The organism is Marinomonas polaris DSM 16579, assembly GCF_900129155.1.
In the GTDB taxonomy this organism is placed as follows: Bacteria; Pseudomonadota; Gammaproteobacteria; order Pseudomonadales; family Marinomonadaceae; genus Marinomonas; species Marinomonas polaris.
Window position 1 is genome coordinate 1 of record NZ_FQVF01000005.1, and the last position, 23,100, is coordinate 23,100.

General features: G+C 42.3%; 21 protein-coding genes. 11 read left to right on the forward strand and 10 right to left on the reverse strand.

The genetic code is table 11. The features are described from left to right. The coding region (locus BUA59_RS05430) for a transposase domain-containing protein (protein ID WP_139248842.1) at positions 1 to 121 on the forward strand (121 nt) is incomplete at its 5' end. A 378-nt stretch (positions 122 to 499) separates the two neighbouring features. Here the strand turns inward: BUA59_RS05430 and BUA59_RS05435 are convergent. Further along, complete coding sequence (locus BUA59_RS05435) at positions 500 to 1,393, reverse strand: LysR family transcriptional regulator (protein ID WP_072838724.1); 894 nt, start codon at positions 1,391 to 1,393, stop codon at positions 500 to 502. Between the two features lie 111 nt (positions 1,394 to 1,504). Here BUA59_RS05435 and BUA59_RS05440 point away from each other — a divergent pair, with 111 nt between their 5' ends. From BUA59_RS05440 to BUA59_RS05450, 3 genes are all read left to right on the forward strand, one after another. Then, positions 1,505 to 2,032, forward strand: coding sequence for a DUF7482 domain-containing protein (locus BUA59_RS05440; RefSeq protein WP_072838725.1), 528 nt, complete (start codon positions 1,505 to 1,507; stop codon positions 2,030 to 2,032). Between the two features lie 269 nt (positions 2,033 to 2,301). Beyond that, the gene (locus BUA59_RS05445; RefSeq protein ID WP_072838726.1) at positions 2,302 to 3,276 is read left to right on the forward strand and encodes a DUF1852 domain-containing protein; all 975 of its coding nucleotides are present in this window, start codon (positions 2,302 to 2,304) and stop codon (positions 3,274 to 3,276) included. Between the two features lie 57 nt (positions 3,277 to 3,333). Further along, the gene (locus BUA59_RS05450; protein WP_072838727.1) at positions 3,334 to 4,392 is read left to right on the forward strand and encodes a methionine synthase; all 1,059 of its coding nucleotides are present in this window, start codon (positions 3,334 to 3,336) and stop codon (positions 4,390 to 4,392) included. A 103-nt stretch (positions 4,393 to 4,495) separates the two neighbouring features. Here the strand turns inward: BUA59_RS05450 and BUA59_RS05455 are convergent, their stop codons facing one another. Both BUA59_RS05455 and BUA59_RS05460 read right to left on the reverse strand, forming a co-directional pair. Continuing rightward, positions 4,496 to 5,545 carry a peptidase M42 gene (locus tag BUA59_RS05455; protein ID WP_072838728.1) on the reverse strand — a complete coding sequence of 350 codons (1,050 nt, stop codon included), beginning with the start codon at positions 5,543 to 5,545 and terminating at the stop codon, positions 4,496 to 4,498. Between the two features lie 78 nt (positions 5,546 to 5,623). After that, a complete protein-coding gene (locus BUA59_RS05460) occupies positions 5,624 to 6,562 on the reverse strand; it encodes a helix-turn-helix domain-containing protein (protein WP_072838986.1) in 939 nt (312 codons plus the stop codon). A 158-nt stretch (positions 6,563 to 6,720) separates the two neighbouring features. Between BUA59_RS05460 and BUA59_RS05465 the strand changes: the two genes are divergently transcribed. The 5 genes from BUA59_RS05465 (at position 6,721) to BUA59_RS05485 (ending at position 12,754) form a co-directional block, all read left to right on the forward strand. Continuing rightward, positions 6,721 to 8,733 carry a TonB-dependent receptor gene (locus tag BUA59_RS05465; RefSeq protein WP_072838729.1) on the forward strand — a complete coding sequence of 671 codons (2,013 nt, stop codon included), beginning with the start codon at positions 6,721 to 6,723 and terminating at the stop codon, positions 8,731 to 8,733. 13 nt (positions 8,734 to 8,746) lie between these two features. Continuing rightward, a complete protein-coding gene (locus BUA59_RS05470) occupies positions 8,747 to 9,775 on the forward strand; it encodes a class I SAM-dependent methyltransferase (RefSeq protein ID WP_072838730.1) in 1,029 nt (342 codons plus the stop codon). Further along, positions 9,775 to 11,007: an MFS transporter gene (locus tag BUA59_RS05475; protein ID WP_072838731.1), complete on the forward strand. Its 1,233-nt coding sequence runs from the start codon at positions 9,775 to 9,777 to the stop codon at positions 11,005 to 11,007. Before BUA59_RS05470 ends, BUA59_RS05475 begins: the two co-directional genes overlap by 1 nt. Further along, entirely contained in the window at positions 11,004 to 11,282 is a 279-nt protein-coding gene (locus BUA59_RS05480; protein ID WP_072838732.1) for a putative antibiotic biosynthesis monooxygenase, read from the forward strand. The genes BUA59_RS05475 and BUA59_RS05480 overlap by 4 nt, the downstream gene beginning before the upstream one ends. Positions 11,283 to 11,437: 155 nt before the next feature. After that, on the forward strand, positions 11,438 to 12,754 hold the full coding sequence (locus BUA59_RS05485; RefSeq protein WP_072838733.1) for a methyl-accepting chemotaxis protein: 1,317 nt from the start codon (positions 11,438 to 11,440) through the stop codon (positions 12,752 to 12,754). Between the two features lie 86 nt (positions 12,755 to 12,840). On the opposite strand, the gene BUA59_RS05490 is transcribed toward BUA59_RS05485, so the two are convergent. Beyond that, the gene (locus tag BUA59_RS05490) at positions 12,841 to 13,959 is read right to left on the reverse strand and encodes a PA0069 family radical SAM protein (RefSeq protein WP_072838734.1); all 1,119 of its coding nucleotides are present in this window, start codon (positions 13,957 to 13,959) and stop codon (positions 12,841 to 12,843) included. 164 nt (positions 13,960 to 14,123) lie between these two features. Between BUA59_RS05490 and BUA59_RS05495 the strand changes: the two genes are divergently transcribed. Further along, positions 14,124 to 14,885: an AraC family transcriptional regulator gene (locus BUA59_RS05495; protein WP_072838735.1), complete on the forward strand. Its 762-nt coding sequence runs from the start codon at positions 14,124 to 14,126 to the stop codon at positions 14,883 to 14,885. A 23-nt stretch (positions 14,886 to 14,908) separates the two neighbouring features. On the opposite strand, the gene leuA is transcribed toward BUA59_RS05495, so the two are convergent. From leuA to pspF, 6 genes are all read right to left on the reverse strand, one after another. Further along, the gene (gene leuA, locus BUA59_RS05500) at positions 14,909 to 16,585 is read right to left on the reverse strand and encodes a 2-isopropylmalate synthase (RefSeq protein WP_072838736.1); all 1,677 of its coding nucleotides are present in this window, start codon (positions 16,583 to 16,585) and stop codon (positions 14,909 to 14,911) included. 352 nt (positions 16,586 to 16,937) lie between these two features. Continuing rightward, positions 16,938 to 17,828 (reverse strand): diguanylate cyclase, encoded by an 891-nt coding sequence (locus tag BUA59_RS05505; protein ID WP_072838737.1) that lies wholly within the window; start codon positions 17,826 to 17,828, stop codon positions 16,938 to 16,940. Between the two features lie 220 nt (positions 17,829 to 18,048). Then, positions 18,049 to 19,107, reverse strand: a complete 1,059-nt coding sequence (locus BUA59_RS05510; protein WP_072838738.1) for a FecCD family ABC transporter permease — start codon at positions 19,105 to 19,107, stop codon at positions 18,049 to 18,051. Next, positions 19,104 to 20,087 (reverse strand): ABC transporter substrate-binding protein, encoded by a 984-nt coding sequence (locus tag BUA59_RS05515; protein ID WP_072838739.1) that lies wholly within the window; start codon positions 20,085 to 20,087, stop codon positions 19,104 to 19,106. The genes BUA59_RS05510 and BUA59_RS05515 overlap by 4 nt, the downstream gene beginning before the upstream one ends. Before the next feature lie 12 nt (positions 20,088 to 20,099). After that, positions 20,100 to 20,951 (reverse strand): ABC transporter ATP-binding protein, encoded by an 852-nt coding sequence (locus BUA59_RS05520; RefSeq protein WP_084122205.1) that lies wholly within the window; start codon positions 20,949 to 20,951, stop codon positions 20,100 to 20,102. 234 nt (positions 20,952 to 21,185) lie between these two features. After that, positions 21,186 to 22,196, reverse strand: a complete 1,011-nt coding sequence (pspF, locus tag BUA59_RS05525; RefSeq protein WP_072838740.1) for a phage shock protein operon transcriptional activator — start codon at positions 22,194 to 22,196, stop codon at positions 21,186 to 21,188. 216 nt (positions 22,197 to 22,412) lie between these two features. Here pspF and pspA point away from each other — a divergent pair, with 216 nt between their 5' ends. Then, positions 22,413 to 23,084 carry a phage shock protein PspA gene (pspA, locus tag BUA59_RS05530; RefSeq protein WP_072838741.1) on the forward strand — a complete coding sequence of 224 codons (672 nt, stop codon included), beginning with the start codon at positions 22,413 to 22,415 and terminating at the stop codon, positions 23,082 to 23,084. Positions 23,085 to 23,100: the final 16 nt, after the last annotated feature.

Consider the following 23,100-nt stretch of genomic DNA (forward strand, 5'->3'; position numbering starts at 1 on the left):
GGCCAAAGCCAATGGGCTTATCCCGTATGATTACTTAGTAAGATTGTTTGAAGAGCTGCCGAGAAGAAAGGAAAACGATGACGTAGACGATTTATTGCCGTGGAATATCAAGCTGACTTAAGTTTGAGAATAAAGGGTGAGTCTTCCCGCTGCATCCATGCAGCCTTGAATCTTCCTGAAAAGTGACAGAGCCTCCGTCCTGGAGGCGTGGACAAATCCATTGCCCTCTGTCTGATAATAAAGTTATAACAATCATTTACTAAAGTAAAGCAACACGATCTATGTGTGGTTTACCACACGCTTACGAAATAAAAATCAAACCAGTATCTGTATCGATTGTGGCTTGTGACATGCCAGTAGCCGTACCGTCATACAAAGGTGGTGGGTTAATGCGTTTAATGGACATAATGACCTCTACATAGTGTTTAAAGTGACGCTAGAGTAGAGATGCGTTGGGCGTTTGACGATCAAGCCAACCTTGTTACTGATACAAGCTAGTCTATCTTTGAGTGGCAAACCTCTTATGGATGATATCCAGTAACCAGCTAATTAACGGATCATGTTTTGTGCTTGGGTGGTAGGCTGCTACGACTTGATAACCCGGTGGGTATTTTTCCAAGGGAAGCTCAAATAATCCTTCGCACGGTAGAAGTCTAGAAGGAATGAATCCCACCATATCTGAATGTTTTAAGATTTCTTTGGCTATATAAAAAGAAGGAGCGGATATGGTTACTTGACGTGGAAAGCCTTGTTGTTCGAACCAAGTATCAGCAGAACCTATAAAGCTGCCAATGCCTGGAGAAACGATGACAAAGTCGTGCTCAGTTAAATCCTCTAATGGTAATTCACTATCACACTCAATGGTTTTATTTGCCGTTACGCATAAGTATTTCTCTATAAATAATGGTGTAGAAATCAACCCTTCGGGAGCATAGGCGCTGGTGGTAAAAACAATATCTATTGAGCCTTGATGAATTTTTTTGGTTAGATTGGCGTGTTCAATATTGGTTATGATCACTTTGACTTTAGGTGCGTACTGTCTAAGCTCTCTAATTAGGTCGGTTACTATCACTTCTTGTGTGTAGTCTGTTGCACAGATAACCAGTGTTCTTTCTACTTCCTGTGGTGAAAACGTATTTGCCAGAGGGATGCTATTTATTTGAATCAATATTTGTTGAATGTGTGACTCAATCTCTTTGGCATAGGACGTTGGAATCATTCCGTGGCCAGTTCTAACAAAGAGTTGGTCACCAAGGATGGCTCTTATATTTTTAAGTTGAAGACTGATAGCCTGTTGAGAAACGCTTAGATGTTCTGCCGCTGCTGAAATATTGCCGAACTGATAGAGCGCACTTAATGTTCTAAGATGATTTATTTCAAGTTTATCTATCATGCGCGTCTCGTTGGCCATTAGTGGTACAGATAGTTACATAGATGTTATTAATAGTTGGTAAATGGTAGTTTTCAAGACTCTTTATATTTAAAACACTCTGGAGTGGATGACATGATGCGTCAATGTTTCTTAGGACTTGTTAGTGTTTTTTTATTGGCTTCGTGCAGCCTTCATTCTATTCAAGACACAAAGTCTCAGCAGGCTACGATAAGTATGCCTTTGTTACACGGTTGGCACGAGGGCAAAGAAGTTCGCTACATTACGACAGATGTGTCTGATCAGGCTGTAGCAAAAGCAAAAAATGCCAATTATGCGCCTCGGCTGCGTGACGCTGTTCCTCATTATCCGAAACCACCGCAAGTCAAAACCGTGCTAGAGCGTGTGTATGCTTTTCCAAATCAAGAACAAGCGTGGAGCGTATTTGCTTCCGTTCCTGAGCCATTGGGCTATGAGAGTCAAAATACGCATTACTCGCCGCTTTGGTTGATGTACGTCGTGGTGTGGAAAGACCCAAGTAAGGCAAAAGAACTGACTTCAGAAGAAGCTATTCTTACTGCAGAAGATCAGGGTATGGTCACTATTGAACGAACCGATATCGTGCTCAATTGTCCGGTTATTCCATTCTCTCTTGTCGATTAGCGTCCGACAAAATAGCGCTCTACCTAGGGCGTTATTATTTTCCAACAGCCTCTCTTACTCTTGATTGAAAACTCCTACCCCAGAAGTTTGTCTATTTTTTATGAATAATATTCATGATGGTTAAGATTAATTCATTTTTGTTCATGATTATGATTGCGTATAACTGTACTCACATAGTAACTAGGCTGATCGCCGCCAATCGAAAACTGGCAAGTGAAAACAAGGAATAAATCCCTATTTCACTTCAGAAAATAGGATACCAGATCACCATGAACAACAACTTTACCTTTACCATTAAGAGCATTTGTCTCGATGAAAACTATCGCCCATCTGACAATACCCGTATCACAACGAACTTTGCGAATTTGGCTAGGGGAGAGAGACGACAAGAGAATTTACGCGACGCATTAAGGATGATTAACAATCGTTTTAATGCCTTGGCGCATTGGGATAACGCAAAGGGAGATCGTTATTCTGTTGAACTTGAAATCGTTTCGGTCGATGTCGATATTGAAGGAAAGGGCCAGTCCTTCCCGACCATTGAAATCCTGAAGACGAATATTCTTGATCACCACACTGAGCAGCGTATCGAGGGAATTGTAGGAAACAACTTCTCTTCCTATGTGCGTGATTATGACTTCAGCGTATTACTACCAAACCATAACAAAAACCAAACGCAATTTAGTATTCCTGACAACTTTGGCGATCTACATGGAAAGCTCTTTAAAAGTTTTGCGAAGTCAGACAGCTTTAAAGAAAAGTTTACCAAGCCGCCAGTTATCTGTCTGAGTGTTTCAGACAACAAAATTTACCAGCGAACAGGAAATCAGCATCCAGTATTGGGGGTTGAATATCAGCCAAATAGCACTTCTTTGACCGAGCAATATTTTCAGAAGATGGGCTTACAGGTTCGATACTTTATGCCTGCAAACAGCGCTGCGCCGTTGGCTTTTTATTTTGTGGGTGATTTGCTTAATGATTACACCAATCTTGAGCTTATTGGCACCATCAGTACGATGGAAACCTTCCAGAAAATCTACCGTCCAGAAATTTATAATGCCAACGCGGTTGCTGGAAAGAGCTATCAGCCTAATTTAAAGAACCTTGATCATTCATTAACGCAAATAGTTTATGACCGTGAAGAACGCAGTCAATTAGCCAGTGAACAAGGCAAATTTGCTGAACAGCACTTTATAAAACCCTACCAAAAGGTACTTGAGCAGTGGTCTGCTAATTACGCATAAACGCGATCATTGATGGTTATTTTCCAACATTATATTTAATAGACGGCATCTTTTATTATGAAAACAGTTATTGAAAAAACAGGTACTAAAAACACACTACTACCCACTTCAACGGCTGGCAGTTTGCCTAAACCCACATGGCTTGCAGAACCTGAGACACTTTGGTCACCTTGGAAACTGGAAGGCGATGAATTAATTGACGGTAAACATGATGCGCTGCGTATTTCACTACAAGAGCAACAGCAAGCGGGTATTGATATTGTCAGTGATGGTGAACAAACTCGCCAACACTTCGTTACCACATTTATTGAACACCTCAGCGGCGTTGATTTTGAGAACCGTCAGACGGTAAGAATTCGTGATCGTTATGACGCGAGTGTGCCTACTGTCGTCGGTCCTGTTGCTCGCATAAAGCCTGTTTTTGTTGAGGATGCTAAGTTTTTACGTCAGCAAACCAAGCAACCGATTAAATGGGCATTGCCAGGTCCAATGACCATGATTGATACGCTTTATGATGATCATTATAAAAGCCGCGAAAAGCTCGCGTGGGAATTTGCCAAAATTCTCAACCAAGAAGCCAAAGAGTTAGAAGCGGCTGGTGTGGATATTATCCAATTTGATGAGCCAGCATTTAATGTGTTTTTTGATGAGGTTAATGATTGGGGTATTGCGACGTTAGAAAGAGCCATTGAAGGTCTTAAGTGCGAAACCGCAGTACATATTTGTTATGGTTACGGCATTAAAGCCAATACCGATTGGAAAAAGACGCTTGGGTCTGAATGGCGACAATATGAAGAAGCCTTTCCTAAGCTGCAAAAGTCCAATATCGATATCATTTCACTGGAGTGTCATAACTCTCATGTGCCAATGGAATTACTCGAGCTGATTCGCGGTAAAAAAGTTATGGTCGGTGCAATTGACGTGGCAAACCATGCTATTGAGACACCGGAAGAAGTGGCCAATACCCTACGAAAAGCACTGCAGTTTGTCGATGCAGACAAGCTCTATCCTTGTACTAACTGTGGTATGGCTCCGCTGCCTCGTGCCGTGGCAAGAGGCAAGCTAAATGCCTTAACGGCAGGTGCAGAAATCGTCCGAAAAGAGCTCTCTTTGTAGTATTGATTTGTCTTAATCTATAAAAAATCCCGCTTCGAGTTCATGCATCGAAACGGGATTTTTATGCGTTGCTAATAATAGAAATTAATAGAGGTTGGCGAACCTAAATATTTGATACAACTTTTAGCATATCCAGAAACGCATCCACGGATTCCACTGCAGCGGATTCGTGCATGGTGTGGTAACCAATAGTTGGAATTTGAATGGTCGTGCCATCTACCAAGCCATTTGATGCGGCGATAATGCGGCCAAGCTCTGTACTACCAAGGGAGCTTGGCGGCAAGCCTTGCTCAGCACGTTTCGCGTTTTCATTTTCTACGTAACGGTTTTTATACAAGTAACTGATGTTATTTTTTTCACACAATTCTTCGAGGAGTTTTGTGCTGTCTTTATTAAATGTGGCGTTGGCGTCTTTTTCCCTAAGTACAAGCAGTTGTTCATTGGCGGCATCGATATTCGGGAACGGGCTGGTATCAACTACGAATAAACGGTTGGTCGAGCCACCAAAGCGACGGAACCACTCAAGCAAATAGCGCCAGCTTTTCCCTGCTTCTTCTTGCGCGGTAAAAAAGGCTGTGCCTTTAAAGCCATGATCAAAAAGATGCACCAAAGCCGCGGCTGAAATGACGTTATCTAGCTGGCCTTCCAAGCGATTGTCGACCACATGTAATTGGTCTTTAAAGGCGATTGGTGTTCCGGCCACAACACCTTCTAATCCTTCGGTTTCGAAAATTAAGTTGTTACGGAATTCACAAACGTAAGAGCTTTTAATGGTTCCTTTGCCACGGTATACGCCAGACCAAGGTTCGTAAGCGTATATTTCTTCATGGTTGAAACGCTCTGTGACTTTGGTCATCAACTCTTCTGAAACCGAGTTGTTCAATAAATCGGTGCGGTTTGCCGAAACAAACGCTGCGTATTGGAATTCATTCGGGCCAGTACACACCAAACCATGACGATCTATATGCGCCGAAAACATGGTGCTAAACGGATCGCTGCCTTGGGCAACCAACAAACCTTCGTACCAAGTGACTTTTGCCCCTCGCTCTTCCAGTTCGCGTTGTAACACGCGGAAAAATGAATGCTCTGCGCCAACCACACTGGGCGCGCGAATAAGCAGTTTGAGCAGATCGATAAAGTCATCACTAGGCATGCAAATAGGTTCCAATAAAAGAGGGCATATAGCTTAGTTTATAAACGTTAATGTGTGATTTACATAACGTTTTTTTATTTATTTTGATGAAGTTATAGACTTTGGTGGGCAGCCATAAAAACGATTAAAAGCCGCGCTGAAATTGGATGGATGTTCGTAACCTACTGCATAGGCTGTTTGAGCTACCTGATGGCCTGATGTGAGCAATTCCCATGCCTTGTGCATTCTTGCTTCTAATAACAATTTATACGGGCTGGTATTGTAAATGGCATTAAACCCTTGTTTAAGTTTGCTTTCACTAATTCCAATTTTTTGACAGACAAAAGCAATACTCAAAGGTTGGCTCATATGTTGAATCATGAACAGCCGAGCTTGCGCGATTTTATGTTCATCCCCAAGGCTAATACCTAGACTTTGGGGCTCGAGCATAGTGTTTGTTTGAAGTCGCTCAAGCTGTTCGCTAAGTAAGTTGAGCACCAGAATATTTTTTTCTAAAGGACGTTCAGTATGATCAGATAACGCTAGATGCATCAGTCTATTGATATAGTGTTGGGTATTTTTAGACGTTTTTATATGTTGATGTTGGCGAGGTAAAGGAATTTTGTCTGCTTGAAACTCGAATGGGATTTGGTAGCGTTTAAAGACACTGCCGTCCACTAATATTCTTAATTGGCTGGTGGTTTTATTCGCGGCGTATACGCGTTTTCCAGAGCTGTTACCAAAGGTGGTGATGGTGGTGTAATTAGGTTCAAAAATGAAATCTTCAGTATTGTTCTGCTTTGCCTGATAACGAGAATACCCTTCTAAACCATAAGTAAGACTAAGCGTTGATGAGTCTTTTTCTATGGTGCTTTCTTCAATTAAATCTTGCGTTGGTGTGTAACGTGAATAAGCAATAGATAGCCCAGGTTCTATAACAAACCGGTCTATATAACATTCTCCTAGTTGAGAAGAAATAGCCTGTCTTTGCCAACCAGATTGAAGGTTTTTGACAGCTGTTAATGCATTTTTATTCACTAGAAAGGCCATGATTTTTCTCGCTCTTTATGCGATTTGAACGTATTGAATATGAATTTAAACGAAATGAATAAGTAATCAAATGATAATCAATCTCAATTAATATTATCATTTTTCTCTATAGCGTAAAGAATTAATTACGAGAAAGAGAGAGTGAGATGAAACGAATAACGTTATCTAAGACTGAATTAATGATCGGTGCTTTAGCACTGCTTCCTGTATCTGTTCTTGCTCAAGAAGATACTGGACAAAAAAGTACGACTTTGTTACCTGAATTGATGGTGACAGCGGATAAAAAGCAGCAAACCTTATCGAAAGCAACATCGCATGCAACTGTCTACGATACCGAAGTATTGCAGCAAGATGGCGTAGATAGCTTAGCGAAACTGGAAGGTCGAGTTGCTGGTTTGAGCTTTCAACCATTTGGGCAGTCTGGTATTAACTCTCCTGTTATTAGAGGCTTGACGGCAAATTTTAATGCGCTGTCTAGTTCTACTTTGCTAATGGTTGATGGTGTACCCACGTTAACCGCTCAGGGGTTCGAAAATAATCTTGTTGATATCGATCGGGTTGAGGTGCTGCGTGGCCCGCAATCAACTGTATATGGCCGCAATGCTGAAGTTGGTGTGGTTTCTATTTTTAGTAATGATCTAGTCGGGGAAGACAAGACAATATTGGGCGTTGAAGTTGGTAGCCGAGACAAACAAAGAGTACAGCTTTCAACTAGCCAGACCTTGGTTGAAGATGAGGTCTATATCAGCTTGTCAGGGGAGTTTCTAGAGCAAGATGGTTTTATTGATAATGCCACGACGGGAAATAAGGCGGACGATAAAAAACGGCAGAACTTAAATGCAGGATTACGTTGGTTAATCTCTAACAAAACAGACGTGGTTGTTCGTTATCGCCGACAAGCCTATGACGATGGTGCGATGTTATGGGGTTCACCTAGTGGAAAACGGGCCACGGTAGCATCAGCAACGGACAGCTGGAATCACTCTGTAGGTCAAACGTTCTCGATTAATGCCAATCATGAATTGCCATCAGGAGTGCGTCTTAATTCGGTCACGGCGTATAACGATTATAGAGATAAAGTACAGCAAGATACGGATTTCCAACCAGCAGAAAGCACTTATATTGGTCGAGATCATCATCTTCGGACCTTATCCCAAGAGTTTCGTCTAGAGGGAAACTTAGGAGAAGCAGACTGGTTATTCGGTGCTTATTTAGAACGCCAAGATCATGATTTGCGTACGCTTTCCAAAACTTTTTTTAGTTTGAGTGATTTACAAGCCCAGCAAACGGGTAATTCTTATGCGCTTTTCACTAATTGGACAATGCCGATCAGCTCGGATATTTCTGTTATTGCGGGTATTCGAGCTTCGCGAGACGAGGTAAAGCTAAATCCTTCTATCGCACAAGAAAAGTCTGAAAGTTGGACTGATCTAACGCCTCAGTTAACTCTAAAATACGATATTAATTCTGACCATATGCTTTACGCCAGCTATGCAGAAGGGATTCGCTCTGGTGGTTTTAATACTGTTTCTCCAGCCGTTAATTATTCATCTTATGATCCAGAAAAAAACCAAAGTTTTGAGCTCGGGTTAAAAGGCGATCTATCAGATAAACCGCTACGTTACGCCCTGTCTGCCTATCATATGGATATAAAAAATATGCAAGTTAGTCAGATGCCAACCGTAGGTTTGATTTATTTGACTAACGCAGCTGATGCCACTTCAGATGGTTTGGAAACCTCTCTTGAGTATTACTTCAATGAAAGCTGGAGCACGGAAATTGGTGTGGCTTGGAATAAAACACGATTCGATCGTTTTATTGATGGTAACAATGACTATTCAGGTAATCGAAATCCTTTTGCTCCTGAAATGAATGGCCATTTATCGCTGCGTTATGAGGATGTAGGTGGTTGGTCTGTAGCAGCTAGTCTAGTTGGAAGCAGCGCGGTCTATCTTGATGCGGCGAACAAGTATCAACAAAAAGGTTATGAGCTTGTCCATGTCTCCGCAAGTTATCCACTGACTGATAAAGCGTCTTTGTCAGCGTATGTTAATAATCTACAAGACCGTCAATTTGATGCTGTTGGTTATCAAAATGGCTACGTGACAGTTTACAGCCCGCCAAGAGAATATGGCGTGAAATTCACCTTAGAGCTTTAACGGAGATATGAATATGACTAAGTTGGATTGTCATGAGTTACAAACATTTTGGGATCTGGCCGGTTCCCAAGTGAAGATAAAAGCGCTTGAAGTTGCGTTATCTCGATCTTTGTTTGATGTATTGCTAGAGCCTTGCTCGATAGAAGAGATAGCCCATAAATTGGCGATACCATCAGCAAATATCAAGGGATGGATAGATCTCTTATGGAGTATGGGCTGCGTTGATACAGCTGTTGATAATAAATATATAACGAGTGCTTTAGCAAAACGTTATATGACGAGTGTTTCAGCAATGGATTGTTCGCAAGCTTTGCAATTTCGCTTTCAAACGTTAAGACACTTTACTGAACAATTTGAAGCACTACTGTATGTGTCAAAGAATCATACAGCTTTATCTTCAGCGATGGCGCCATTATGGGCAAAAGCTGCTAAAGCGCAGATTTTTCAAGAGCAGCGTGCGGTGACTGTGCCAGCGCTCGACCGTATCCTTGATCGTGTGCTAAACGTGACTATTGCTGCAGAAACACCACTGCATTTTTTAGATTTAGGTGGCGGACCTGGATTGGTTGCTCTGTCGCTTGCACGACGCTTTCCAAACTCCACTGGCGTGTTATTTGATTTCCCTGAAACGGCAAAAGTAGCATACAAAAATGTCATAGCAGAGAAGTTGGAACATCGTATTGAAGTGCAGTCGGGTGATTTGAATAAGCAATCACCAAATGGGCAATTTGATTTGATTTGGTGTTCTTCTGTATTGCATTTTTTAGACGATGCTAATGCAGCGATAAAACGGATCTCGGCGTTACTTAAACCGAATGGCATCTTATTGATTCTTCATGCCGAGCAAACCGCTGAAAAGAAACAGTGTGAAGGTGTTTTACCCTTTTATTTACCTATGGTTATGAAAGGCAACTATCTACCAAAGCAAGGTGAAATTGCTGCGTTGTTAGATCAAAACGGGTTAGACGTTCTGCAATCAGAGGAAATAACAGACTTCCCAATGTCGTCTGTGTGGCTTTATTGTGGGAGAAAAGTACAGTGATGAAATCCCCTTACTTTTATCTCCATTGGGTTATTGGATGGTGTAATTTCACTCTGACGGCTTCATCAATTTACCTCTATCTTGGTGTGCCATTGATGATGAGAGAATATGGTTGGAGTGGTACAGATATTGGTTTGTTTCAAGTATCCGGTCTGCCAGTCATGCTTAAATTTTTAATGGCATCGCCGATCGATCTTTTTCGTTTTCGGCAGTCGAACTATCTTAAATGGAGTGCATTGCTTGGTGGCGGCTTCATTTGTTGCCTGACGATGCTATCTCTAGCAGACATTGAAATAACAACTTTTAAGACACTATTTATTATTGCCGTGTGTACCACCTTGATAACGTCTTGGCTGGATGTACCTATTAACGCGTTTTCTATTCAGTGTTTCCCAGAAAATGAACGTCCTAAAACGGGCGCTATACGTTCGGCTGTGACGGCACTAGCTTCGGTTGTTGGTGGGGGTGCCATGCTATTGGTGTACGCACGTTTTGGTTGGGCGTGGCCTTTTTATATATTCGGCTTAATGGCTTTGCTTTGCGGTGTTCTGTTGTATATAGCCCATGCTCGTTATCCGCTGATAGAAAGCGAAAGTTTTAATTCAGAAAATCCCTCAACAGTTACATCACGAGGGTCGCTTTTTGTCATGTGGAAAGGCTATTTTCAACGACCCGATATGGTGATGTGGAACATTATCCTTGTGCTCTACTTTCCTTTTATTGGTGCTGCTTGGCTGTATCTTAAACCCGTTATGTTAGATCTTGGACTGAGCATAGATAACATTGCATGGATTGCTAGTTGCAGCGGTGTGTTCGCAGCGATATCTGGTTTTTGTTATAGCCTTTGTATTGCTCGTATATCGCCTTATCGAGCCTTATTCGCCTTTTCTGTGATGAATGTGATTGCATTGTTAGGAATGTGTCTTGCTGTCGCTATGGAGTGGTCGGATTGGCGTCTTATATGTGCTGTGTTTGTTGTGGCAATTGCGCTTGGTCTTTCATCTGGCGTGTTGTTTGGCTTGATTATGATTCACAGTCGTCCGCATTTGTCTGCCAGCGATTATGGCTTACAGACCAGCTTGTTTTCTTTGTCTCGTATTTTGGTGCCTATCTCTGCTGGCATAATTCTCGATCGCACGGGGTATGTTGGCATGTTTGCCTGGCTTGTAGCTGGGGCATTGGTAGCTTGCTGCCTGTCATTTTATTGGATGTTTAAAAAGGAAAAATCATGATAAACGATAAAAATAGTCAATTAGACTCATTGATGCTTAATGAACCAACAAGGCAAGAGTCAATGAAAGTTGCCCCTAAAAAATGGAAGATGATGTTACTCGTTTGGGTATCTATCTACCCACTATTAAACATTTTTTTCCCCTTACTAACTCCTTATATTAGCGACTTTTCTTTACCAATTAGACTCTTGATCATGACGATTGTTATAGTGCCAATTATGAGCTTTATTTTGGGAAGTTTACAAAAACGCTTCTTTTTCTGGTTGCGTAAATAGAGTAAAGGCTTGGTTATGAACTAAATTAGCAGACGTACATAATGTATTAGTCCAAATAGGATTGTTTTTTTCTTTATGCGGAAAAAATATTATCGTGTTCATGCAAAACATCCGCTACTCTGAATAGATTAGAATTACTTTTAAGGAAGAAGCGAATGTTGTTTGGTAATAATAAGCTATTAACTCGAATTACTGAATTGGAAAGAGAGTTAGCCTCATTTCAAGAGACTCAAGCCGACCTTAGGCAAGAAATGTTGTATTTCTCTATGACCCTAGAAGGAAAAATAGTAGATGCAAACTCGCTTTTCATAAAGTCCTGTGGATTTGAGAAAGCAGAATTAAAAGGCAAAAATATTAAAGACTTGATACTTAAAAAGTCTTTAGAAAAAGAGCATTGCCAAAAAATGTTGTCTGCGATTAGCGAGAAAAAGCACTGGCATGGCGCTTTACAGATAGAGACCAAAAAAGGTCAAGAAGCATGGTATCGTTCGATTATCCAGCCAAGAAAACAAGCAGAAGATGGGCGCGTGATATTAGAAGTCTACTCTGCTGAGCTTACGCGAACGATTTCTCAATCTAAAGAAGTTGAAGACATGTTAGCTGCATTGAACCGCTCGTCTGCAGTGATCGAATTTAGTCTAGATGGCATCATCTTAAATGCTAACGACAACTTCCTTAAAAGTATGGGGTATTCAAAAAGCCAAATTATTGGTAAACATCACAAAATGTTTTGTGATTCGAAAGAAGTTGAGTCTTCAAAATATCAGGATTTTTGGCGTCAACTTAGGTCGGGTAAATTTGTTTCTGAACGTTTCAAACGTTTTGATAGCCATGGAAATGCGGTGTGGTTGGAAGCTTCATATAACCCAATACACGATGAAAGTGGCGAGTTATATAAAGTTGTTAAATTCGCGACGGTTATTACCGAGCAAATGAATCGAGAGTTCGCTATTTCGGAAACCTCTGAGATCGCCTATGACATCTCCAAGAAAAGTGATGCGGACGCTATTACAGGTAAAAAAGTCATCGAGTCGACGATTCAGACCATGGATGAACTTTCAGTGCAAATGAGTAGTGCTAGCAAAGGAATAATCGAGCTCAATACTCAGTCATTAAAAGTGGCTGCTTTGGTAGAAAGTATCCGCGGTATTGCAGATCAGACCAACTTGCTTGCTCTGAACGCTGCAATAGAAGCGGCGCGAGCAGGCGAGCAAGGCCGAGGCTTCGCTGTAGTGGCTGATGAAGTTAGACAACTTGCTTCTAGAACAAGCTCGGCCACCGAAGAAATTATCAAGGTGGTTGGGGAAAATAAAAACCTCACCGAAAAAGCTGTATCTCTTATTGAAGAAAGCATGGATAAAGCTCATAAGGCATTAGACCTTTCTACCGAAGCAGGTAATGTGATGAATGATATTCAGATCGGTGCAAGACAAGTCGTTGATGCGGTGGGCCAATTTAACAACAAACTATAGTTGTTCTTGAAACAAAGACTCGACATTCAAATTCCCTAAGAGTTTTGCTCTTAGGGAATTTTGCGTTAAGCAGACCGCTTAAGTTACTAAAACAACGCCATCTGATCGCCTTCCTTTGGTGGAACAGCAAAATGGCGGCAATCGAGATAGCTCAGTCTGTTGTCATCCAATCCATATTTGCGTCGCGCTACGTGAAAGCGTTGGTTAATCAAATCTGCAAAGATGCCTTCACCTGTCATGCGTTTGCCAAATTGACTGTTGTAGAGCTTGCCACCGCGCATATCCATAATGCGCTGCAAAACATGCTCAGCTCGATCTGGATAATGCTGGTGGAGCCAATCCGAAAACAAAGGCGCAACCTCGTGAGGCAAACGCAACATTATGTAGTTAACGGATTGCGCGCCAACCTCAGAGCAAGCAGCGACGATTTCTTCTAGCTCGTTATCGTTGATAAAAGGAATCACCGGTGCAACCAAAACCGATACAGGAATCCCAGCATCGCGTAAGGTTTTAATGACTTGTAAACGTGTTTTTCCAGACGCTGTTCTGGGTTCCAAAATACGCTTTAAATCGTTATTGAGCGTCGTCACACTGATTGCTACATGAATAAGCTTTTTTGCTGCCATTTGAGTGAGTAAATCTATATCTCTGAGTATTAAGGTGCTTTTGGTTATTAGCGAGATTGGCTGATGATGCGCCAAGGCGATTTCCAATAATTGCCGAGTGATCTTGAGCTGTTTTTCTATTGGCTGATAAGCATCGGTATTAATGCCTAATGCAATGGGTTCACAACGATAGTTTGGGTGCGCCAGTTCTTCTTCAAACAAAAATGCCGCATTGGTTTTGGCAACCAGCTTGGTCTCAAAATCCAACCCTGGCGACAAATCTAAATACGCATGAGTAGGGCGAGCAAAGCAATATACACAGCCATGCTCGCAGCCTTTATAAGGATTCACCGACAGGCGAAAAGGAATATCAGGAGACGAATTGCGACTAATGATGCTTTTGGCGCGTTCGTAGCGAATCTCTGTCTTGGGGGACGAGGTTTCCAACAAGGCAATGGCTTCGTCGTTTTCATCTATTTCAACCAATGTAATGGCAAAACGCCCCGCCATATTATTGGCGGTACCACGTCCCTTGATAGGATTGTTGAAAGGAGATTTTTCGCCTTTTTGATCGCTGTTATAGATAAAAGAAGTAGACATAAAACACCTAAAATACTGTATGTATAAACAGCATTTTGGTCGTTAGATTTCAATAAAGCAAGCTTGTTATTGTAGGTTTTTAAGTTTGCTCGTGTAGTGTGTTGAGATCTGCTTCTTGATAGGTAAACTCAATCGAACTATCTATGGGGTTCTAGGAGAGCTGCGTGTTGTTTCAAAACAATCATTTACCAAATAGAGTTGTGGCTTACGCGCAAGATTATGAACATGGTAAATTTGAGCCTTATCATGCTCATAACTGCGCACAGCTGATTCACACACTAAGTGGTGTGATACGTGTGGAGACTCGTTTTGGTAGTTGGGTGATTCCTCCAAATCGGGGAATGTGGATTCCTGCAGGAATTGAACACAGTCTCCATATGACAGGATTGGTAAAAGTCAGAACGCTATTTATTGATCCTCTTGCTCGTGCCGATTTGCCCCATGATTGCTCTGTCATTGACGTATCCATGTTGTTAAAGGCACTTATTATTGAAGCGTTAGAGCTTCCTAACGACATTGTTTCAGGAGGTCGTGATGAGCGAATTATTGAATTGATTTTGGACGAATTACGTCGTTTATCGAGCGTGTCTTTCTATGTGCCATTGCCAACCTCCGACTCTTTGGTTTCTTTGTGTGAGCATGTCAGTCAGCGTATTGCTCATGATTGGAAAAATGCCGATGGTGCTCATATTTTGGGCATAAGCGAGCGTTCTGTAACTCGAAAGTTCCAGCAAGAAATGTCGCTAACATTTGCAGAATGGCTGCGGCGGAAGCGTTTACTTTTGGCCCTGGAGTATCTTGCCAGCGGAAAAAGCGTCTTAGATACCGCGATTCTGATTGGTTACGATAGTCCTAGTGCTTTTAGTGCGATGTTTAAAAGTCGAGTCGGCGTTTCACCGACTGACTATTTACTGCAATCTCAATAGACGTAATGAAAGTTACCGTCTCGCTAAGCTTCTTTGTATAAAGGATGGCAAGCGTTGATTAGTGCTTGTAGCGAGGCCTTGGTCGAATCTTCATCAATAGCAACACCAAAACTTGGTGTAACCTGATCGGACTCAATTTGAACATAGCTCACCGCTTTGCTTTTCGTCTGTTGTCCTAAGGTGTGTTCATGAAAGTCGCTGATGTTTATCTGCCAGTTAAAACGCTTTCTTAACGCATCAAGCATGGCGGACAACAATCCTTTGCCTTCGCCAACCAGTTGCCATGTTTTTTCCTGGTAGCGTAAGGTAGCGCGAATTTCCTGTAATCCGTTTGAGCTATGGCTGCGATAATCCATTAATGTCATTTGGCCTTTGTCATCTGGGTTCAGCCTGTAGGATTCTCTGAATAAACGCCAAACATCGGCTAGAGGCATTTCGTGACCAGTTTGATCCGTATGATTTTTGACTTTCTTGCTAAAGTCTATTTGTAGTTTGCGTGGTAAAAACAGTCCATGATTTTCCTGTAATAACCAAGCGGCACCGCTTTTGCCAGATTGGCTATTTACTCGAATGACTTCTTCATAAGTGCAGCCAATATCTTTCGGGTCTAATGGTAAATAAGGGATTTGCCAAACAGTCGATGAGGTTGATTTTTGTGCGGCAAAGCCTTTTTTGATCGCATCTTGGTGTGAACCTGAAAACGCCGTAAAAGCCAATGAGCCAGCATAAGGATGCCGAGGATGAACGGGAAGTTCATTGCATTCTTCGACCAACTCCACTGTGCGGCGTATGTCTGAAAAATTCAAATTAGGATGAACGCCTTGGCTATAAAGATTCATCGCCAAAGTGACGAGATCCACATTGCCAGTTCGTTCCCCATTACCAAATAAACAGCCTTCGACTCTCTGCGCGCCAGCGAGTATCGCCATTTCTGCTGTGGCAACGCCTGTGCCTCTGTCGTTGTGAGGGTGCACGCTGATGGTAATGTGTTCTAGAGAAGAAAAAGACGTCATGAAATATTCAATTTGATCTGCAAACACATTGGGCGTGTTTACTTCTACCGTAGTTGGTAGGTTCAAAATCATCGGGCGTTCTTGGCTTGGCTGCCATGTTTTTTTCACTGCTTCGCACACTTCTAAGGCAAAGTCAGGTTCGGTAAAACAAAAGGTTTCTGGCGAATATTGAAGAGTCCACTGAGTATCTGGATTTTGCTCGCACAATTGGCGAATGTGTTTAACGCCTTGCACGGCTAATTCAAGCGTCGCGGCTTTGTCTTGGCAAAAGACGACTTCACGAAATACGGGTGCTGTGGCGTTGTAAATATGCACTATGGCTTTTTTTGCGCCAACGAGAGACTGTATTGTGCGTTCAATTAAATCCACACGAGATTGCGTCATTACTTGAATCGTCACATCGCCAGGGATGTAGTCGCCTTCGATAAGCAAGCGAACAAAATCAAAATCCGTTTGTGACGCAGCAGGAAAGGCAATTTCAATTTCTTTAAAACCACATTCAATTAAATGCTTAAAGAAAGCCATTTTCTTCGCGTGATCCATCGGATTAGCAAGCGCTTGATTGCCGTCGCGTAAGTCTGTTGAGCACCAACGAGGCGGAGCCTTCAACTGCTTTGAAGGCCAAGTGCGGGCAGGAAAATCGATAATTTGAGCAGGGTGATATTTTATAGAAGGCTGGGTTAGCATGATGTTTTCTCTTTAGCATTAGAAATTGAATCCTTATGCTAAAGAGAAGTCTTTTGGCTGTCTGAGCTGTAATTGACAACTATCGTCGCTAAATGGACAGAGCCACCTACAAAAAGCAATCCACAAAAAGCAGCTTACAAAGAGACGTTATATTTTTGTCGAGTTATTATATAAAAGTGCTATTAAATATTTTTGGTCACTACAATGATAGACAGAAAAAGAAGGGAGCCACTGGTGCCAGATAAGTAAATGTACTTAGTTTCGTTACACCATTTATAATCACTAGCAACAACTGAACTTGACGAAAAAAGCTTTGAATACAGTGGCGGTTAGCAGAATATATCTTGTGCTGCTATAAGTTAACATCGTCCACTACACGATTGCGACCAGCCCTTTTTGCTTCGTACATTGCTTTGTCCACATAATCTATAGATTCTTCAACTGATCGAAGTTGTGTAAGTATCGTTACACCAAAAGATGCTGTTACTCGCAGTAATTCTCTAGAGTTATTAAATTGGATATTCTGCTCAGCAATTGCTTCACGCATTCGTTCTGCCACTATATGGGCTTGAGCTAAGGTTGTTCTTGGCATGCAAATAATAAATTCCTCACCCCCATACCGGTAAATTCGGTCATATGGTCGAAGGAGAGCCTTTATACGTTGTACGGTTGAAACAAGTACAAGATCACCTGCAAGATGGCCATATGTGTCATTTACTTGCTTGAAATGGTCAAGATCAAACATTACCAGAGCACAGTTTTGCTGTTCTCTTTGAACTAAAGCATTCTGATCACGAATTTCGGCAAGCATTCCGTCCCTTGTTTGAGCTTCTGTAAGAGGGTCACGATTTTTTTCGATTGCAGCAAACTCATGTCGCAAGTTCTGAAAAGCTAAACGCATTTTATCAATATCTTTATCGAAACTATCCCAATCTATAGATAGAATAAGTGAACCATCACATATTTTCTGAAGCAGGTTTTGTGCACTAATATGCATCTTTTTGTGTGCATATCCAAGGGAGATAAATGCTGGATTCTCTCTAATAAAAAATGCTTGAGAACTTTCATACCATTGACCAAAATGACAATGACGATGTGATTCTGGCGCTATGTCTGCCTTCTCCGGAGGGATACGTAAGATCAAAGTTCGTAGAATATGCTTGTACCATTGATCATGACTGAAAATAGCTTGATCAAGTTGTGCAATAATCAACTGCAATTGCTGATTGGTAAAAGAAGCCATACTAATTATTTATCTCTGTGCTTAATGCTTTGAGTGGTTTGCGGAAAAAATATAGTGTTTTTACGTCAGCCATTGCTAATTTAAGCTAATACTTTAAATCTTATCTTATAATAAATTTATTTGCTAAACCCGAGATGTTTATATAAGGTTTGAACTCATAATATTATGGATATTACGAGTTCTATATATTATTACTTCATATGATTTTTAGGTTGGCAGCTTACAAAGAGACGTTACGTTTTTGTCGCATTAGGAAGACAAAGGCGATGCCGCCGACTAGGCCAGTAAGAATACCGATTGGCATGTCTTCCGGTGGCATGATGATTCTAGAAGCAATGTCTGCTGCGACGAGAAACAAGGCGCCGAATAGCGCCGATAAAGGCAAGACTTTACGGTAATCGCCGCCCACCAACAAACGCACAATGTGCGGCACCATCAGGCCGACAAAGCCGATGACACCAGAAAAGGCGACCGCCGCGCCAGTCAGCAGCGCACAAACCACAATCACAACTAGGCGGAATCGTTCGACCGGAACGCCTAAGGTACTGGCGCTTTCATCGCCAAGAGTCATGGCATTAAGGTAACGAGCATTGTAGATCAGATAGCCGGAACCTAGTAAGAGAGTCACCAGCGGAAACCAAAGCTGTCCCCACTGAGCCAGGCCCAAGCCGCCGAGCATCCAGAATATTACCGTATGAGACGAGCGATGATCGCCCATAAAGATGAATAAATTCCCTAAGGCAGTCAGCACAAAGGCTACCGCCACACCCGCTAGAATCAAACGCCCCGCGCTGTGTGCCGAGGAAAAGTTTGCTACCGCCAAGACTAGAAACATCGCCAACAAAGCACCTAGAAATGCAAACACTGGTACGGTAACCACACCTAACACCATGCCAGTATGCAGTAAGGCGATAATCGCCCCTAACGCCGCTCCAGAAGACACGCCTAATAAATGTGGATCGGCCAAAGGATTGCGAGTAACAGATTGCAACGCCGCGCCAACAATCGCTAACGCTGCGCCGACCATGGCTGCGAGTAGCGTTCTTGGTAAACGCACAGACCAGATGATGTTTTCGCGTCCCATCGACCAGTTAGGCTGCATATTGGTAATCGATAATTTATGACCGATTACGTTCCACACAGTCGACTGGCTAATCGACACAGAGCCTACACCAATCGCCACGCCCATTAATAACAGCAGAAGGATGCTCAGCATGATTAACAAAACAGGCAATGGAACTCGTCCCATGATGGTGAGCTTTTTATTGGTTGGTTTCATAACGCTGTTCTAAAAGCCTCAGCTAAGCGTTTGATCGCATTAATATTACGCGGTCCCGGCGTGGCCTCGATGTATTCCAATATCACAAAGTGATTATTTTTCACCGCTGGAATGTTTTTAAAGGCTGGGTTGCTGCGCAAGAAGTTGATCTTCTGCTCTGCGGTAACGTCACCATAATTAACGATAATAATAAACTCTGGTGCTCGGTCAATAACTGCCTCCCAGCCAATTTGTGTCCAGCTTTTTTGCACGTCATCGACGATGTTTTTTCCGCCCGCAGCTTCTATCAATGCCGTTGGCATGCCATAGCGGCCAGAAGTAAAAGGCTGTTCTTCACCTGAATCATAAACGAAGACTTTAGGTATTGTTTTTAATGGCGTTAGATTCGCTTGGAAATTGGTTAGATCTTCTTGATAGCCTTTTACCAAGGATTGGGCTTGCTCTTCTTTGTCAAAGATACGACCTAGATTGAGTAAATCTATATAAAGATCATCCATGGAGACTTTCGGTTTGTCCATGATGTGAATACAGCTTTCGGTTAACTCGTAAACCTTGATACCAAGCGGCGCCAAGGTGTCTGGTGTGACGCCACCACCGACTCGCATGCCGTAGTTCCAGCCAGCAAAATAAAAGTCCGCATCGGCGCCAAGCAGCACTTCTTTGCTTGGGTATTTTGGTGACAATTCTTTTAACTCGCCGATGCCATTGCGCAGCGTTGGATCAAGTGTTTTCCAGCCAGAAACACCAGTAAATCCAGCCATGTGATCTTGCAGGCCAAGGGCCAACATCATCTCAGTTAAGTTCACATCGTTTGAGACCGCCGCTTTGGGAGCATGATCAAAAGTGACCTGACGGTCGCAGCTTTGTACCGTCACAGGATAGCCAGAAGCGTTGGCTAAACCTGCGTGTAAAAGCCCAAGTAATGCGCCGCTGATAAGTAATGAAGTGTGTTTGATGGCTATGTTGACGTTCGCTGTCATGTGTCTGTCCTATTAATCATTGATATAGAAAGAAAATCTGGGTCTTTGTGTGACGGGATGCTCATCAATGATGGTTTCCACATCAAATACTTGTTTTATGCGTTGTTTGGTAAACACATGGCTAGGTGGCGCGCAGGCTTGCATTTCACCTTTCAGCATTACTAAAACTCGGTCGGCATACGCTGAAGCAAGTGCTAAATCATGTAAGGACACGATCAGCGTACAAGGCAATTTTGATAATAAGGCAAGTACATCGAGCTGGTGGCGAATGTCTAGATGATTGGTTGGCTCGTCTAGAATCAATATGTCGGGGCGTTGTGCCAAGGCTCTGGCTATCATAACCCGCTGGCGTTCACCGCCGGACAAAGAATCAAAAGATCGTTCTGCTAAATGCGCCACATCAAGCAAGGCCAATGAGCTTTCAATAATGTGACTGTCTTCTTCGGAGCGTCCCCAGACTAGAGACTTTGGTGTCAGGCCGATTTCCACCATTTCGAAAACGCTTAGACCAAATTCGCCGCCAGTGTCTTGTAAAACCGTCGCAATGCGTTGGGCACATTGGCGAGGTGACAACGACCATAGATCTTTACCATCAAGCAAGACAGTGCCGTTGGTCGGTTTATTGGTACGATAAAGACAGCGTAATAGACTGGTTTTTCCTGAACCATTTGGTCCGACAATCGCAAGAAACTCACCTGGCTGGATATTCACCGTGATTGGTTTCAGTAACGCCTTGTCCCGATAAGGAGACCAAGCGACGTCCTTCAGCTGCATGCCAGCGGGCTGGCAGCCAGAAAAAAACGCGTAAGAAGCATCGTCTTTTTGCTTGTCATTTGGAGAGGTTGAAGGTGTTGCACTAATCAAGGCTAGTCAGGTTCCGTTGAATATTTGTTACATAATAACATTTTATATTATAAATACAGTAAATCCTTCTTGTTGCGGAGGATAAATAGCATCAAAAAGTTGCTTGTATTAGAAAGCACAGACTATACGGAAGGGCGTTTAGCTCAACAAGGCTTGTTGGCTGGTGAATTTTCATCTTCACATGTGTGAATTGAATACAGTGAAACAAGAGGGTTTGCTCAAATAACTAAGAGGCTATTTTAGCTTCTTGAGCAAACCTCTAAATTGATCATAAGTGAGTCCCAGTGATTGAGCGGCGAGTCGCTGGTTGTGTTGATTTTCATTAAGAGCTTGCTGAATTAAGTGTTGTTGCAGCTGAAAGGTCTGCTCTTTCAAGCTCAAAGACGAATTAAGGGAAAAGCCAGACGGTTTTGAATCTATTGTGATTGCCTGTGCGGCTTGTTTATTGATGAGACTGTCGCTTGCTTCTTCATTTGCACGAGTAAAAGGATTGATTACGATTTTCTCAACGGGATCGGCTTGGAAGCCGCAGCGATAAACCGAGCGTTCAATAACATTTTTTAATTCTCGGATGTTGCCTGGCCAATCATAATTTTTTAATGACGTTAGGGCTTTAGGGCTAAATCCTTGAAAATATTCCCAGCCCAGTTCAGTGCTAAGTTTCACGGCAAAGAAATTAGCTAATTCTTCTATGTCTTCTTTTCTATCTCGTAATGGAGGAACTTGAATGACATCAAACGTAAGACGGTCGAGTAGGTCTGCACGAAATTCGCCTTGTTCGCTCAGTGTCGGTAAATTTGCGTTAGTTGCCGCGACAATTCGAACGTCAACTCGTTGAGTTTTAGCGCTGCCGAGGCGTTCGAACTCACCATATTCAATTAGTCGTAACAGCTTTTCTTGTACTCGTAATGACATGGTGCCAAGTTCGTCGAGGAATAAGGTACCGCCGTCTGCACGTTCGAAGCGACCTTGATATCCTTTGGTGGCGCCAGTAAAAGCCCCTGCTTCATGACCAAACAATTCGCTTTCCATCAAGCTATCACTAATGGCTGCGCAGTTGATGCTAATAAAAGGCTGATCCCAACGAGGTGATAAATAATGCAATCGTTCTGCGATGAGTTCTTTGCCGCTGCCTCGTTCACCACAGATCAAGATAGGTCGATTAATTTCTGCCAGAATCGATGCATGATCAAGTGCATCAGCCAGTGCTTGAGAGCTACCAATGACTCTTTGGTTATTTTTCATAAGATTATCGATTGTTCTTAATGTGATTGGTGAAATTTGCTAATTGTATTTGGTTAAAAGTACTAAAAAATGGTTTTTTAAGCCATTAAAAAATTAGTCAATTACACTGTATAAACAATAAATTCATAATAATCATAAGGTTATCGGTTTTGGCACGAATGCTGTAATAGCAAGAGAAGAAGCTCATCAATTGCATATGAAACAGGAGATAAAACCATGGGTATTTTTTCAAGAATGACGGACATTATTAATAGCAACTTAACTTCGTTGCTGGATAAAGCCGAAGACCCAAAAAAAATGATTCGAATGATGATTCAAGAGATGGAAGAAACATTAGTCGAAGTACGCTCTAGCTCTGCTCGCGTGATTGCCGATCGTAAAACCACAGGACGCCGTTTGGAGCGTATGCGCAGTGAAGCAGCAGAGTGGGAAGGAAAAGCCATGCTGGCAATCAATAAAGGGCGTGAAGACCTAGCTCGAGCAGCCCTTTCAGAAAAGCAGCAAATAGAAAAAGAAATAGCAGCCATTGATAAAGAATTGTCTGCTTTGGATGAACACCTTGAGCATTTGAATGAAGAAGTAGGACAGTTACAAATTAAATTGAATGATGCCAAAGCCAAGCAAAAAGCCATGTTGTTACGTCAATCCAGCGTAGAAAGCCGTATGCGTGTGAAGCGCCAGAATCATAAAGAAGCATTAGACGATGCTTTTGAGAAATTTGAACGTTTTGAGCGTCGTGTTGATAGTTTAGAAGGCCAACTTGAATCTATGGATATCGGTATGCAACCAAAAGCAGACTTGAAATCACAAATTGACGCTCTGGCGGAAGATGACGATATCAATGATGAGTTGGCTCGTTTGAAAGAGAAAATGACTAAGACCAACTAAGCTGAATTTGTATCAG

Excerpts from the sequence above, each read along its gene's own strand:
- BUA59_RS05455 (WP_072838728.1), bottom strand. The coding sequence starts at position 5,545 with ATGCCTAGTGATGACTTTATCGATCTGCTCAAACTGCTTATTCGCGCG.
- BUA59_RS05475 (WP_072838731.1), top strand. The coding sequence starts at position 9,775 with ATGAAATCCCCTTACTTTTATCTCCATTGGGTTATTGGATGGTGTAAT.
- pspF (WP_072838740.1), bottom strand. The coding sequence starts at position 22,196 with ATGAAAAATAACCAAAGAGTCATTGGTAGCTCTCAAGCACTGGCTGAT.
- pspA (WP_072838741.1), top strand. The coding sequence starts at position 22,413 with ATGGGTATTTTTTCAAGAATGACGGACATTATTAATAGCAACTTAACT.
- BUA59_RS05465 (WP_072838729.1), top strand. The coding sequence starts at position 6,721 with ATGAAACGAATAACGTTATCTAAGACTGAATTAATGATCGGTGCTTTA.
- BUA59_RS05515 (WP_072838739.1), bottom strand. The coding sequence starts at position 20,087 with ATGACAGCGAACGTCAACATAGCCATCAAACACACTTCATTACTTATC.
- BUA59_RS05440 (WP_072838725.1), top strand. The coding sequence starts at position 1,505 with ATGATGCGTCAATGTTTCTTAGGACTTGTTAGTGTTTTTTTATTGGCT.
- BUA59_RS05435 (WP_072838724.1), bottom strand. The coding sequence starts at position 1,393 with ATGATAGATAAACTTGAAATAAATCATCTTAGAACATTAAGTGCGCTC.
- BUA59_RS05470 (WP_072838730.1), top strand. The coding sequence starts at position 8,747 with ATGACTAAGTTGGATTGTCATGAGTTACAAACATTTTGGGATCTGGCC.
- BUA59_RS05510 (WP_072838738.1), bottom strand. The coding sequence starts at position 19,107 with ATGAAACCAACCAATAAAAAGCTCACCATCATGGGACGAGTTCCATTG.
- BUA59_RS05445 (WP_072838726.1), top strand. The coding sequence starts at position 2,302 with ATGAACAACAACTTTACCTTTACCATTAAGAGCATTTGTCTCGATGAA.
- BUA59_RS05490 (WP_072838734.1), bottom strand. The coding sequence starts at position 13,959 with ATGTCTACTTCTTTTATCTATAACAGCGATCAAAAAGGCGAAAAATCT.
- BUA59_RS05450 (WP_072838727.1), top strand. The coding sequence starts at position 3,334 with ATGAAAACAGTTATTGAAAAAACAGGTACTAAAAACACACTACTACCC.
- BUA59_RS05505 (WP_072838737.1), bottom strand. The coding sequence starts at position 17,828 with ATGGCTTCTTTTACCAATCAGCAATTGCAGTTGATTATTGCACAACTT.
- BUA59_RS05480 (WP_072838732.1), top strand. The coding sequence starts at position 11,004 with ATGATAAACGATAAAAATAGTCAATTAGACTCATTGATGCTTAATGAA.
- leuA (WP_072838736.1), bottom strand. The coding sequence starts at position 16,585 with ATGCTAACCCAGCCTTCTATAAAATATCACCCTGCTCAAATTATCGAT.
- BUA59_RS05485 (WP_072838733.1), top strand. The coding sequence starts at position 11,438 with ATGTTGTTTGGTAATAATAAGCTATTAACTCGAATTACTGAATTGGAA.